We start from the raw sequence: 14,793 nt of genomic DNA on the forward strand, positions 1-14,793 counted from the left end.
AATCTTTATTTGATCAGTGTGAGTTTCTGAATATCCACAAAGCTTCCAGCCTGAATACGCAGGAAATAGACCCCGGATGCAAGGCTCGACCCATCGAACTGTACATTATAGATACCTGGCTGCTGTGTTTGATTCACTAACGTAGCCACACGCCTTCCTAACAAATCATAAACAACCATTGAAACCTCTGCTTGATTTGCAATTTGATATCTAATGTTTGTGGTTGGATTAAATGGATTTGGGAAGTTCTGATCAATGTTCGTTTCTAAAATCATCTCATCAAGAGATACCCGTTCCAAAATCAAAGATGAATATTCTTTAGATATTGAATGTTTTTGCCCGGGCAACAGATTAATGTGGATTTCTTCGTTTTCATCAACTGCTATTATCCTATATGCAAACTCATCAACCACAGAATCCTCTGATAAATTAACACTCACCGGATAATTATTTGAGGTCAAGTAAATTTCAGCAGGTAAATTATCAAGGATCGAATAATTTTTATCAGACCTAATATCTAAAACTGTTACTGGTGGTTTAGGTGGAAGCAAGTAACGATATTTAATTTGATTGTCTAATGGATTATTTGATATGTGAAAAGCCAATTCTACATCACCAACTCCAAATAAAATCTTATCTGATTTTATATCACTTTGTACTTTTTGAGCTATCTGTGTTTCTTCACCATTTTCAGTGATTAAATCAACATCCAAAAATATGTATCCTGAATCATTAGCATGTACCCAATATCCGTAAGAAGGGATCATGAAATCTACTTCTTCATAAACACCATCTTGGTATGTCATTATTGGAGCATTCGAAAGGACATTCGATGAATCGACTATTGAGCTAACTTCAACTGTATCCACAAGACTACCGATCAAATTCCATCCCTCATTTAGTTTAATAACTGTATTTTTCAATCCAACACCTTTGGTATTTAGGCTCTCACCTGTTGCACTTCGAATCCAGTACCCTTTTCCTTGCACTATAGTTGAGTCGCTTGAATAGGTTCTATTAAAACTAAAGAGTTGTGAGCTTTGTAAGTCAATTGACTCATATTCAATCGGAAGGCTGATCATTTCCCAAGAGTTAGATATGTCATGAACTTGATTATAATAACTGAGTATATCTGAAAACTCAGATTCACTATTGTTTAAATCTATGGCTTTTAAAGAATAAAAAATTGATCCTTGAGTCGGATCTGTATCTGTATATTCTGTGATTTCCGGACTTACCTCATCATAAAGCTCCAAATTGTTTATTGAAGAACCTCTGTATATATGTATGTCAGTCAAACCTACAGTTTTGCTTATGTCCCAGGAAATAGAAACTGACTCATCATTTATACTCATTGCAAGACTATCTGGGATAGGAATAGATTCTGTCATAAAACTTGAAATCATACTCCACTGATCTTCACTAAGATCGTCATCTACTTGAACTCTCCAATAATAAGTTTGCCCATAGTCCAAAGGTTCTTCAATTTGATAAGACTCATTGGTCAAGGCTGTGACATCAACTAAAGTTGAATTAAATGTTGCTTCATCCGAAAGTTGTAAATGATAAACTTCGTCCTGAGATTTTCCTTCCCATATCAACTCCGGAAAAATGTTTACATCTGTACCATCATCAACCGGAGAAATTAAAACTGGTAAATTAACATTGCCCACAATAACCATAAATGTAATTGTTGAATTGCCAACGCCATTTTTCGCAGTTACATCTATTTCAGAAACACCGACTGAACTTGTAACCAGGGATAGTTGATTACCATCAATTGATACGCTTGCAACATTTTCATTAGATGAACTAACTTCAAAAGTTAAATCACCTTCAGACGGGTCAAAAAATATTTCTTGCAAATCCGCATAAAATGTATCACCGTTTGGATCTAATTCCTGGTTAGGAATAGTCCCTTGAACTCCTGGTCTTGTTGACACAGTGGTAGTAGGTGATGGAGCTGTGATTTCTAACTTGACTGATGTTTCAGCATAAGCACCATCCATGTCGGTTGCTTTTAACGTAACATTATGGATACCTCTTGAAAGGGTAGATCCTACCAGTTGCAATACAGAACCGTTCCCCAGAAATCCATCCACATCAGATCTCCATTCCAAACTCGATCCTTCCAGCTGACCATCCTCCAGATCGCTGGCACTTCCGCGTAATGTAATTACGGCAGATGTGTCAATTTGAGCATCTGTTGAAGGGGAAAGAATAAAAGCGTCCGGTGTAGAGTTTGGAACTGAAAATATACCGGTTGTATCTTCAGCGGTATTAAATCCATCACTGACCTGAATTCGAAACCTTCCCTCACTTGATTTCTCCAGGTTGCTCGTATTTACTGAATAACTCGACTGACGGATATCAGTAATAACAGTCTTCCAGCTTTCCCCAGCATTATCGCTATAGTAAAGTGAATAGGATAAATCACCACCATCCGAATCAGTACCATTCCAAATCACTTCCAGGCTATCCCCTGAAATGCTTTCTCCACCAACTGGATATTCCAGTTGAACGGTTGGGGTGTTTGCCGAAGCAACAACACTACCCAATGGTGTTTCATTATACAGTACCTGAATCGATGCTATTTCGGCATCGTAAGGAACAGCAATCGAAAATGAGCCTACCTCCATGGAGCCGTCAGACCCAAACGTGGGTTCAAACGATGTTTCATAGAGCACTTCACCGTCACCTCCAACTGCACGGAGCAGAAAATCACCCGGATCGGGAGTCAGGTGGTCTATCGTGCTTGGATTAACAATACTTTGTATGGGCGAAAAATCTACGCTGTTTTCCGGGGTTTCCTGTGCAAAATCAATGCTTCCACTCACAACCAAATAGCGCCCTATTAATGTAGAATTCAGCTCAGTAAAATTTTCGCTTCCTGCAAAGGCGAGCAGATTAGAAGCAGTTGAGCCATATCTATCTTTGATATGCTCCCATATACTTTCATATGTGAAACTTGAAATCCAGCGGTCATCAAAAGAATCTTCATTGGAATAATTATCATTAGTACAGTAACTCATCAGTTCTGCATTCCACCCACCTTTTTTATCACCCCAAATACCATTTTCTTTTTTCACATTGCCAAGATGACTTACAGTGGCAATTCTTCTATTGTTGGTATTTATGCCCCAAGATTCATTAAAAACATTTTCTACAGGGCCTAAAGTTGCTACTTCCGGATGATTTTCTTCAGGCCGATGAAAAAATGGAAAGTCTTGTGCCCATGGTGCTGCTTTTTCAGCACATGGACCTTTTTTTTGAATTCCCTCTATCCATCCATCGGAGGGCATATCGCCGAATTTACTGTGAACTGCGTGACGTTGACCAAATGCATGACCAAGTTCATGCATTGTGGTAGAAATAGTGAAATTATCAAGATTCGTATATGCTGTAAAACCAGGGATATCATTAGCTTCACCTTTGTAGTTATCTTTACCAGAATTTATAAACCCATAGTAAATGTGATCTTTGTTTATAGTGCCTTCAAGTACATCATGTAACCACATGTAGTTTAGTTTTTTCAAGATATCTTTTGAAGAAACACTATCCCCCACAACGTCACTAAATTCCATAGTTATTCTGCCACGATAAGTGCCCTTAACCCCGCTAATTGGAAACATTGAAATTACTTTTTTAATAGTCTCAAAAAGATCAGAGTTAGTAAAATCTGCCTTAATGATATCACCATCACTATTTTTCCAGTCTATCAGAAAAAAAGTGATTTCTGGCACACCGCTTTCCTGAAATTCAAGGATGTTCGTCATACACCCTCCATCACTGGTACTAATTAATTGAGCTTGGTCCGGGCAGCTGATATCCCCACCATTTATTTTCAGCTTGATTTTTCCGTTTAGCCAGGATTGTGGTAAATCGAAGTTTATACTTTTATCGTACGTTGCCCGTCTTTGTGCAAATGCGAACGGATCTTCTTCTGCTGAGATATACCCCGGTATATTGGAGTCTGATTCATATGGAGCTACCTGCGCAGGGCTTAATGGATTATCAAATTCGTCGTACCCTTCCAGCCATACATTGGCTCTCACGCTATCCTGAGTAAGCGTTTGCATATGAGCTCTTACAATTGTTGGTTTGTCTTCAATGAGCGGAACTGTATTATTCCAGTTTTGGATGGACTGGTTTACTTCTAAAGCAATTAATTCTATAGCAGGCTGTACGTGAAATTGCATATTATCGATAAAGACAGTAGAATCGTAAACCCTGTCAGCCACATCAAAAATTGAAAAAATTAATGAAATTGTTTCCTGCCCTGGAGAGATAGGTATATATGTATCCAGATCTGTTGTTGCACCTCCATTTTGCTTCCTGCCATATGCAGTACCAGCAGCAAATCCTTCCTTTTGTCCTAATGTACCAGTATCATTAATTGTTATAGGATTTCCCTCTTTATCGAAAACCACGTTATCGGGCGCAACTAAATTTCCACTCCCATCAACTGTAAAAGTTGACTCTCCAACTTCCACGATAAACCCATCGTTAAAAGAACTTCCTATAAAATTGGGATATTCTTCAGAGAAAAACTTAAAATCAAACGACAAGAAATTCGCACCATCCGGCACATTGAGCTCAAGCTTCAGTCTTACTATATCGGTTGCACTACCGGGACCTGTAGGCCCATTTTCTAATTCGCACGAAATCACGTTAGCATCTATATCAACATCTAATGCCAAATCAGCACAACCAGAACTCAAAACTAAATAGCTATTTCCCTTAATTGGAAATCCTGAGGCAGCTTGGCTGAATATTGAGTAACCAAGTTGGTCACTACCTAAAAAATCAATTGAAATTACGTCTTCCTCATTTAATCCAAGAGCTTCTATAACATCTGTATTTGCAATGTTTACTGATGAATTTGCATTAATTTTATTTACAGATTCTGATTCGTTGATAACTTTAGTAACTCTTTCCTGACCAAAAAGTACTTGGTGTTGAATCGATAGTATAAAAAAAACAGCCAATATAAATCGCAGCATTATTCAAGTATTTATTTTTGTTCAAAAATATTCTGTAACTGAAAATGTCTCATTGATTGTTATCTATATTCATCACAGTTTTTGTAGTCTGCTGAAATTTTAATCATGGATAAATTATAAAATGCTGATTTATAATTACTTAAGTTTCAAAGTGAATACAATATTATCAGTACTCTCAATCCGCCATAAGAAAAGATTACAAAGCATCGACCCCTCTAATATCCAAGTAGAACAAATCTTAAGAAATAGCCCAAAATGTAGAGTAGTTCAGGTATAATCACGAGAAGAAAGTAAATCTCCTTAGTTCTCAGTTTATTGAAGATTTATAGGAATCAAATTACTTTTTTAAACCCTATATAAATGATTAGTAAGTACCAGAAAACTCTTCAAAACTCACAAACTCATCTCCTTTCCAATACAACAACCTATCCTGATAGTTTTCAAAATATCTGTAGTCCGGGTTTTGATCGATGATACCTTTTGAATAAAGGTAGTCTGCTGTTAAATCGTAGCCATCAGATGTGCCGACTCCCCGAAGTGAAAGGTCATCATTGAAGTAATAATATACATTTGACCTGCTCGCCGGTAATTCCACAGTATCTCTTTTGTACTGTTCATAATCCGTGACGTAAACTTCTAACACACCGGATTCAGGAAAGTATCTGAGACGTTCAGCAATATTGTACTTTCTATCGGACAGTACCGACTGACCCACAATTGTTTTGGGAATTAAGATATACTCAATAGATTCATTTAAAGAGTAATCCAATAAGTTATATTCATCGTTTAAAGGAGAGTGACCGGTAATGTTGTCTATATCCAATAAGGCGACAAAAGCCATATCAAAAGCATTATTTACACCGGAAAATGCAATCTTCTTGCTTCCACCACCTGGGTCTAAGATGATTGCATCGTGAATTCTCCCAGTATTCACAAAATGGCTTAACTCTATTCCGGTTTTCGGATCTCTAACAGAAAGGAGTCCCGGAAAATAGGGAGCATGATTTACTACTGCGATAAGTTTTGATTCTTCACTCTCCACAATCTGTCCCACAGATAGTAGTTTTTTGGGTAAATAAATACCATTGATAATTTCCGGCTTATTTGGAAATTGAAGATCGTAACTTAGAGTTTTTACCCAGTCTGGATCTTGACGGTTAACTTGTTTTTTCTTTAGTAATCCACCTGATATAGAAAGGTTCTGACTAGCACCGGTTTCTCCCCAAATGATCGAATAATTATTCTGACTTTTCCAAAATGTTACCAGAGAATGATCCGTCGTTATATTCTTTTGTTCAGTTGCAACTGTATGCGCCCCCACCTCAATTCTGTCAATGATCACCCCCGACTCGTTTTTCACTTTCAAAAGGGTTCCTTCGAATTCTCCACTTACCGGTCTTTGATCTAATGGACCGTATATCAATCGGAATATGATCAGAACCAGGATGACGATTACAGAGATTCCCACCCCTTCATATCGTCTTTGCCAAGCTTGTTTTACAATATGTGTAATCTTGGATGGATTTATATGTTGGGTCAAACGACGATCATAGAGAAGTTCATTCAAATTCTTTACTGATATGACTATCAAATCTCTATTGGGATATTTTCTTTTCAGCTTATCTATCGCCTCGATGAACTGAAAATATTGCGATGCAGGAACGACCATAAAATTAATCATGGAGAAAAATGCCGCCCTTACTTTAGCATCAACCCCTTCACTATCCACCGGTAAAAGATTACCGGCTGAATCAACATTACCTGTAATGCATAGGTCAGGCTGCAGTTCATACCTTTCGCGTTGGTTGCTTTTTCTCTGTAGGCCGACAAACCAAAGAAGCGCTATAGCTGCATTTGCCGATTCACCGTCATGAAATGCAATATTGGTTTGATATTGGGCATGCCCGTTATAGTATTTACCATCCGATACTTTCTTATTATTTGAAATTAAACTTCTGGCAGCCTCAGATATCTTTCTGCTTTCGGGCCACTCCGCCTGCTCAATACCGATTACCGGATAGCGTCGAAATATTTTATCGTAACCTTCACTGGAAGATCTAACTATCTGTACGTTAAGGTTTCTAAGCCGCCCGTATTCGATCATTCCAAATTCTGAATGTTTATATATCTCAACAGTTGGCACAAAAATAGAATCGGCCTCACTTTTTAACAGTTGATCTAACTCACCAATTAGTGATTTAACGATACTGTTATCTTTGTTATTTATATCGGCTACACGTCCCTTTAACAGTTTGGATATATTAAGGAGATATTCAGAGTCTGTCCTAAATTCAATTTTTACAATTAGTGGTTCTTTAATCTTATACCAGTTAAAAAGGAGTTGAGAAAGCTTCTCCATCTCCTCGACACATATATATTGGATCAGACAAACAACTTTCAACCTTTCAACTGCTTTTCGGAAATTTTCAGACTTCCAAATATCTTCAAACTTATCTGCAAGCTCCAAGAAAATCTCAATATCACTTTCAAGAATTGCCGGGTCCAAACCGCAATACGTAACGAAAGATGAATAAACAGGAAGTTTTTCGGCAAGCTGAATGAGGTAACTTTCGTACCGATTGTAATCCCCCTCTATCTGCTGAATGAAATAACGAATCAGAGTATATCGATGACGTATGGATTGGTGAGAGTCCAATTCACGAGTAAGTTTTCTGTATAACTTTTCAACGTGAATAGGATTATTCATACAAACATTACTTAGTTGTAGAAGAAGAGCCTCACTCCTTCTGTTTCCAGGAGTTCCTGTTCTACAGTTGCCACACCATCTGTCATTTTGAAAAGCATCGACTGATTTTCTCTATAAAGTACAAGAAAGTTGGTTTCCGGATCATTGTGATTTAAAATTGGAGTTAACTGAACAGTATTCTCTTTTTTCTCTATTTCTATCGGAATCATGTCTTCTGTAAATGCTGACCTTCCTGCCAGGTAACTCTTTTTACTGAGTTGCGTGTTTTGCGAAACAGTGCAGACCGGTATGTGCACGTTGAATGAATCCCACTCTTTTACATTTTCCGGATCTAATTCATTTACACTTACCGATACCTTGCCACCAGGTTCGCTGACGAAAAATAAGTTACTCGCCGGTATCTGAAAGAGTAACACATCGTCTTTTTGGATCTGGTTTGAAAGCAGATGGATCTTAATCTCATCTCTGCTTTTAAAATACAATGCTCTTAAAAGCGTGTTATGTTCATCTGAAGCAAATGTTTTTAAAGTTTCAATTACGTGCTCTTTACTACTCTGACTCTGGGCTGCAAGTATAAAAATACCCCGATATGATTCTGAATCTTCTATCATCGGTTTCATTGAGATAATGGAAACCGCTGCATCCCTCTTTTCTTCCTTGCTCAGCTCTTCATAAATAGCGTAATAATTTTTAAACCATTCAAAATATAGTGATGCTTCAGAATCCCTTTCTATTTGTCTGCGTACTTCCCTTCTCCTCTCTTTCGATAATTCGTCAGGAAACTGAACATAAGTCTCAATTTGTTTTTCAGTAAGGTTCATACGATAAAATTTCAACTAGAAAGAATGTTTGGAATAAAGTCATCGCAAGTTACATGTTTTGCATAAATCAGACCCAATCATTCCTCACATTTTGAATTAGATCTGTTCTGATCAATTTAACCATATATTCCAGTACAGGCCTGTGTTTTTTCCTAAACTGTTCATATTCCAAATCAGCCAGATAGGTTTTAATGCGGTCAAATTGAGATAAGCCTGACTGTTCAGTAAGGTCATCACGAACGATATCAGTGGCTGTATCAAAGTAGATATCCACATGATCAGTCTCAATTTTTCCTCTCTTTACATATCCCGGTGCAACATCTCTCTTAATTTTATCAACAGATCTGTTCAAGAATTTTTCAATATCCTGTTTCAAAAGTTGTTTGTCTGCAGCCGGTTTCAAATTTTTTCTTTCTGACTCATCATGAATCAGAACAAAACTCTCACGAATTATTTTTGCCAGAATAACCAGTGAAAAGCGATTTCGATACACCGACTGATCTTGCAGAATATTTACAACCTGATTCAAAATATCCGGTATCTGCATCTGTTCTTCAAGACGGAAACAGAGCTTTATCCGCATAAAATCTTCCGGCATTGAAGGTAGCTCTTGAACTTCATCATTCGGTACGACTATGAAACCGTCTTCATATCGTACTTTATGCCTGAAATCTGAATTACGAACGGAAAGTTTAAGATTCCGAATGATTTTTTTCAGAGAAGGATCACGCTCACCGTAATAGCGAAAAATACCGTCATCAACTTTGGTGAAAACCAGTTTTCGTAATTCGATAAACAATTCATGATCCTTAAATCCATCAATATCCACTGAATCAAAATAGCTTTGCAGCAATGTGAAATTTCCAAAATCATCTTTCTGAAAAATCTCAGCTATAAAGTCCCATGCAAGATCTGATTTACAATCTTCTTTAAGAAAATAGGATTTATGAGATTTAGACTTCATGATCACATATGACAATGCTAACTTATGACAAGTTGTGATCAAATAATGAATATCCCGTCTGTTATAAGATGTGTTGATACACTTTTTTAACGTACCCCTTAGTTCATAGTCACCCATAGATTTTCTTTTTTACCCCTGTAAACATTTCGAAGTAAAAAAAAATGAATCTATTTAACAATTTTTTACTACGCTTTTAAACAAACTTAAGAAAGGTCTAATGATTAATTTAAGGTTGAACTAAATCAAAAGAGAAGCTATTCGATTGATAGATAACGTTTTAGACAAATATGTTATCCATATAGCTCACAGCCATTAGGAGAGAAGTAAAGTAAGTTCGATTTGATACACCACACTCGACTGTCGAGTGGAATTACCGCAAAACCTAAACCTGTCACAGAATACTCGACGGTCGAGTTAAGAAAGTCTGTATACTTAGTTTAGGAAATGAGGGCCGGATTCAGAGCAAACTCAACCGACGACTTGCACATTCTTGGTTTTGGAAAGTTATTCATCAGCACTAGTCGTCAGTCGAGGGATGATACCTCGACGGTCGAGTGGTAGTACCACATAACCTAATCTTGTCACAAAATACTCGACGGTCGAGTACTGAAGTGTAGTAATATCCAATGCTAGAAGTGTGAGCTAGTCGGAGTAACTCGTCAGACGGCTGATGTTTTTACTTTCATAGCCAAGTCTTTCTCAGAGCCTTCGGACGAGGGGAAATGATCCAGACGCTGAAAGAAGTTCGCTGTGCTCACATGCTTTCAGGTCTTTTGATAAGGGTAAGAATATTGAAGCTTAATTATCCGCCTGACCGCAGGAGCGGTCTGACGGGATTTAGAGATTGGTTACTTATTCATCGAGATTAGAAAATCTTCGTTGGAGCGTGTCCCCTTCATCTTATCTAGCAGGAATTCCATCGCTTCAAATGCGTTGTGATTATTCAGGTAACGGCGAAGAAGCACAACTTTTTCGCGCTCTTGGTCCGGAACAATAAGCTCTTCCCTTCTAGTTCCACTCTTGAAAATATCGATTGCCGGATAGATTCTTCGTTCCGCAAGGCGACGATCCAGAACCAGTTCCATATTACCGGTACCCTTAAATTCTTCAAAGATCACATCATCCATACGCGATCCGGTATCAACCAGAGCTGTAGCGATGATCGTAAGGCTTCCACCGCCTTCAATATTCCGTGCTGAACTGAACAGCTGTCGTGGCGCTTTCAGTGCTTCAGAATCTACACCACCGGTCATGGTTCGTCCTGAATTGCCCGTTGCCACGTTGTAAGCACGTGCTAGACGGGTGATGGAGTCCATTAGCAGAAGCACGTCCTGACCGCTCTCTACAAGCCGCTTGGCCTTCTCAAATACGATTTCAGATAGCCCGACATGGTTTTCCGGTTTCTCATCAAATGTAGAAGCTACAACTTCAGCATTTTCAACAGAGCGTTCCATTTCTGTTACCTCTTCGGGACGCTCATCAACCAATAGAATGATAATCTTGGTATCCGGATGGTTTTGGTTTACTGCGTTGGCAATATTTCGAAGAATTGTTGTCTTACCGGTTTTGGGCTGAGCTACAATCAATCCTCGCTGCCCCTTACCAATCGGCGCGAAGAGATCCATAAGCCGGGTAGTATATTCTATCGGTTTGTACTCCAGCTTGAATCTCATGTCGGGATAGACCGGTAATAGATCTTCAAAATCTTCCCTGTTATCCATGTCTGTTGGAATTTTTCCATTTACACCTTCAACCCGAAGAAGTGCAAAATAGCGCTCTCCCACTTTTGGAGGTCGAATAATTCCAATTACACAATCACCCTGTTTTAGCCTGAACCGTTTAATTTGTGATGGTGAAACGTAAATGTCGTCCGGACTCGCCTTGTAATTATAGTTTACAGAGCGAAGAAATCCGTAACCATCCGGTAAAATCTCAAGCGTACCTTCATTCAGCAGAAATTTACCGAGTTGCGGGGTAATTTCATCCAAACGTTCCTGAAGAGTTGGAGCATCAGATTCCGGAAGAACATTACTAACATGTTTCTTATTCGGCTTCTTATTGCTCTTATGACGCTTATTTGGCTGACCTCCCCTCTTTGATCTACCGGAATTGGAGTTTTGGTCGTACGTTTGAATATGCTCTTTATTACCGTAAGAAATATTCTGCAGCGGCTTCTCTTTCTGATCAGGACTTTTTCCGGATGCCTCAGCCTGCTGACGAATGCGATCGATGATGGCCTGCTTTTTTAATGCAGTAACACCTTTCATTCCCAGAGATTTGGCAATTTCTTTAAGTTCCTTGACCGTTTTGGTATGTAATTTATCCAGGTCGATATTTGTATCCTTATCGGTTTGAGTGTCCGACATAATGAGATTTTAGTTCTTGAGTAAATTCATTTGGAGTAGCGCTCAACGTAGTAGCCGATGTACGCAATGGGGAATTGTGATTCTGCTTAGAGCGGAAAGATTTATGTGTGATTGTAAGCTTCTGTTCCCATCCAGTTCCTTACCGTCTTGTAAAAGTAAAAACTTCCGCTAAAAATTACTAATTCTGTTTTTTTATCTTCTGCACCAAAATATTGAATCGCTTGCTCGCTTGTAACAACTTCGGCTTTGGGGAAATAGCTTTTCATTTTTTCTACGCTTGCGGCTCTGTCCCCCTCCTGCTGGTATATCATCAAATTCGGAAACTCATTCCAAAGATTCGAAATTTCCTGCCGAAGCTTATCATCCATGAAGCTGAGAATTACTCTCCATTTTTGAGGCGGTGCAATTCTCTTTAACTCTTTTATGAGTTCTATTACAGATTCAACGTTATGGGCTCCGTCAAAGTACCATTTATTTACGGGATGAATTTTATAAAAATGTGCATGATATCCAATTCGCGAATCCATTTTTTCAATTCCTGCAATAAAACTGGCCTCAGAAACCTCAAACTCTGCTTGAAGTAACTCTCTTACACACCAGCTTACCGCAACATTGATGGCATCAATCTGTTTCCTTCCTTCAGCGTTGATGGAAACTTTTCCTGACTCTACATGAAGTATAAAATTATCGTTCTCATACTCAGGATTGAGCTTAGTTGCATGATGAACATTTGCGCCTTTCTTTTCGGCAATATCATTGATTACGGAAACGGCTTCTTTGTCTAATCTCCCCACAACTATCGGCCGATTGTTTTTGATGATTCCGGCTTTCTCTTCAGCAATTTTAGCTATTGAATCTCCTAAAATATCTGTGTGATCCATTCCAACAGATGTGATCACAGAAACCAACGGATCAATCACGTTGGTAGCGTCCAGTCGTCCGCCCAAACCTGTCTCTATCACTGCCAAATCAACATCCTGACGTTCATAGTACCAGAACGCTATCGCTGTTGTTAATTCAAAAAATGTCACCTTTCGGCTTAAAATGAACTCTCCATACTCTTGAAAAAATTCGAGAAAGTAGGAATCTGTAATCCATTCACCGTTGATTCTAAATCTCTCTCTAACATCCACTAAATGAGGAGAAGTATAAAGTCCGACTCTGTATCCTGCCTCTTGATAAACGGATGCCAGCATCTGGCACGTTGTTCCTTTACCGTTGGTACCGGCAACATGAATCATCGGCACCCTTTCCTGCGGATTGCCCATCGTTTCGCAGAATTCCTTCATTCTGTCCAAATTGAAATTAGCCGCAGATCGGCCGACTGTTCCAAATTTTGGAATGGATAGCATGTAAGACTCAACTTCCTCAATCGTATCAAACATAATCTTACTCAAAGGAGATGCTTCATTTTATAATCATTAAACCATCCTGAAAGATCATCCATAAAATCCTGGTCTGTTTGAACTGTTTTTTCATCAATTTTTGATACTTCCTGAATTTCACGAACACTGTTTGTCATCCAAACCGTATCAGCAGACTGAATATCAGAACTGTCAAATCTTCCTTCCTGAATAGTTATTTCATCCTTTTGGGATAACAGGTCAACTAAACTGTTGCGGGTTATTCCCGGCAAAATATCACATTCAACCGATGGAGTGAAGATGGCATTCCCCTTTTTCCAAAATAGATTCCCGATGGATGTTTCAGCAATAAAATCGTCTTGTGTTAACATCAGTGCATCATCTGCGCCCATGGAATTGGCCTCTCTCCAGGCATGCCTGTAGTGTAACATATTACTCAGTTTTAAATCTGCGGGCCTGGAATTTGAGGGTACTACTCTGGTCTCAACTGATTTCAGATGAATCGGTGTTCTGTTCCTTTTCAGTTTTGAAGTCGTCATAAAAACAAAAAAATCCGGGTTTTGTGAAATACTGTATCCGCCTTTTTCCATTAATGAAAACTGAATCCGAACTCTTGCTGTTTCCTGATCTAAATCATTCTTTTTTAGAAGCTGAAGCAAGTTTTCTCGAATACGTTCTGCAGATAATGATTTTACCGCTCCCCGGCTTAGATACTCAATACCCCGGTTCATTCGGTCTACATGTTCATTCAGTTTGAAAAAGCGTGAACTGTCAGCTACAAAGGTTTCAAAGCAGCCCGTGCCGTAATAGATTGCAGAATGATCAACCGGAATAACGGCTTTATCCGACCTTTCGATCTTTCCATTGAATACTACGAATTTAGATTCATTGCTCATCATTCAATCGATCTAACTTGTCTTTCAGTGCTGTTGTATCATCTCCGACCTGAGAGTCGAAAAACTTTCCATCTTCGTCCAAAAGGATTTGAGACGGCATGCCGGGTACAAGCAGGGACTGAAAAAACGAGGTTCCTTCTACGTAGATGAAATTATTATCAACACTGTCAATATAGTTTCTGATCAGCTCATCAGAATCCCGGACTGCGGCAGCCACAACGGTTAAATTGGAGTACTCCCGGTGATAAGATTCCAAAAACTGATGAACATCAATTGACTTATCAGACCAGGTTGACCAGAAATGTATTACTGCAGGCGTGCCTTTGATGTCGGTAATATGCAGAGTGTCTCTTTCTGCTGAGTAGGTTACAAATGACAGGGTATCAAGACGTGCTTCGCTTAGAGATTTTCTAAAATCTGCCTCCTGGTTATTCGAATAACTTATTGTTCCATAGACGATCACAATCAGTGTAAGCAGTGCACAAATCGCTATAAAAAGGTTAAAATATTTTGGGTCGAGTCTCATAGAATAATAAATCTGAGTCGGATAGAAAGGAGATAATCTTTGATTGAATATTCTGAAGATATGAAGGAATAGCGGATTTTACATACAGAGATTCAAAACCGAAAATCTAAAAATCTGTCAGGTTTTGGAAACCTGACAGATTTGAT

The 14,793-nt window shown here is 38.6% G+C and carries 8 protein-coding genes; all 8 read right to left on the minus strand.

From position 1 onward, the window contains the following. Positions 1-5: 5 nt before the first annotated feature. The 8 genes from CWD77_RS04680 to CWD77_RS04715 all read right to left on the minus strand — a co-directional run bounded on the left by CWD77_RS04680 (position 6) and on the right by CWD77_RS04715 (position 14,647). The gene (locus CWD77_RS04680) at positions 6-5,003 is read right to left on the minus strand and encodes a choice-of-anchor L domain-containing protein (RefSeq protein WP_101072052.1); all 4,998 of its coding nucleotides are present in this window, start codon (positions 5,001-5,003) and stop codon (positions 6-8) included. A gap of 364 nt (positions 5,004-5,367) precedes the next feature. Beyond that, a complete protein-coding gene (locus tag CWD77_RS04685; protein WP_101072053.1) occupies positions 5,368-7,710 on the minus strand; it encodes a hypothetical protein in 2,343 nt (780 codons plus the stop codon). Positions 7,711-7,721: 11 nt separating this feature from the next. After that, entirely contained in the window at positions 7,722-8,546 is an 825-nt protein-coding gene (locus tag CWD77_RS04690) for a hypothetical protein (protein WP_133120179.1), read from the minus strand. A gap of 52 nt (positions 8,547-8,598) precedes the next feature. Further along, positions 8,599-9,495: a hypothetical protein gene (locus tag CWD77_RS04695; protein WP_101072055.1), complete on the minus strand. Its 897-nt coding sequence runs from the start codon at positions 9,493-9,495 to the stop codon at positions 8,599-8,601. An 848-nt stretch (positions 9,496-10,343) separates the two neighbouring features. Then, positions 10,344-11,861 carry a transcription termination factor Rho gene (gene rho, locus CWD77_RS04700; RefSeq protein WP_206017940.1) on the minus strand — a complete coding sequence of 506 codons (1,518 nt, stop codon included), beginning with the start codon at positions 11,859-11,861 and terminating at the stop codon, positions 10,344-10,346. A gap of 101 nt (positions 11,862-11,962) precedes the next feature. After that, positions 11,963-13,258, minus strand: coding sequence for a bifunctional folylpolyglutamate synthase/dihydrofolate synthase (locus CWD77_RS04705; protein ID WP_133120180.1), 1,296 nt, complete (start codon positions 13,256-13,258; stop codon positions 11,963-11,965). Then, positions 13,255-14,124 (minus strand): aminotransferase class IV, encoded by an 870-nt coding sequence (locus CWD77_RS04710; protein WP_101072057.1) that lies wholly within the window; start codon positions 14,122-14,124, stop codon positions 13,255-13,257. Before CWD77_RS04710 ends, CWD77_RS04705 begins: the two co-directional genes overlap by 4 nt. Next, the gene (locus CWD77_RS04715; protein ID WP_101072058.1) at positions 14,111-14,647 is read right to left on the minus strand and encodes a TlpA family protein disulfide reductase; all 537 of its coding nucleotides are present in this window, start codon (positions 14,645-14,647) and stop codon (positions 14,111-14,113) included. The genes CWD77_RS04710 and CWD77_RS04715 overlap by 14 nt, the downstream gene beginning before the upstream one ends. Between the last annotated feature and the right edge of the window lie 146 nt (positions 14,648-14,793).

The organism is Rhodohalobacter barkolensis, from assembly GCF_002834295.1.
In the GTDB taxonomy this organism is placed as follows: domain Bacteria; phylum Bacteroidota; class Rhodothermia; order Balneolales; family Balneolaceae; genus Rhodohalobacter; species Rhodohalobacter barkolensis.

Bases quoted from the DNA above. Each gene is read 5' to 3' on its own strand.
- CWD77_RS04680 (WP_101072052.1), bottom strand. From the start codon at position 5,003: ATGCTGCGATTTATATTGGCTGTTTTTTTTATACTATCGATTCAACAC.
- CWD77_RS04685 (WP_101072053.1), bottom strand. From the start codon at position 7,710: ATGAATAATCCTATTCACGTTGAAAAGTTATACAGAAAACTTACTCGT.
- CWD77_RS04695 (WP_101072055.1), bottom strand. From the start codon at position 9,495: ATGAAGTCTAAATCTCATAAATCCTATTTTCTTAAAGAAGATTGTAAA.
- rho (WP_206017940.1), bottom strand. From the start codon at position 11,861: ATGTCGGACACTCAAACCGATAAGGATACAAATATCGACCTGGATAAA.
- CWD77_RS04710 (WP_101072057.1), bottom strand. From the start codon at position 14,124: ATGATGAGCAATGAATCTAAATTCGTAGTATTCAATGGAAAGATCGAA.
- CWD77_RS04715 (WP_101072058.1), bottom strand. From the start codon at position 14,647: ATGAGACTCGACCCAAAATATTTTAACCTTTTTATAGCGATTTGTGCA.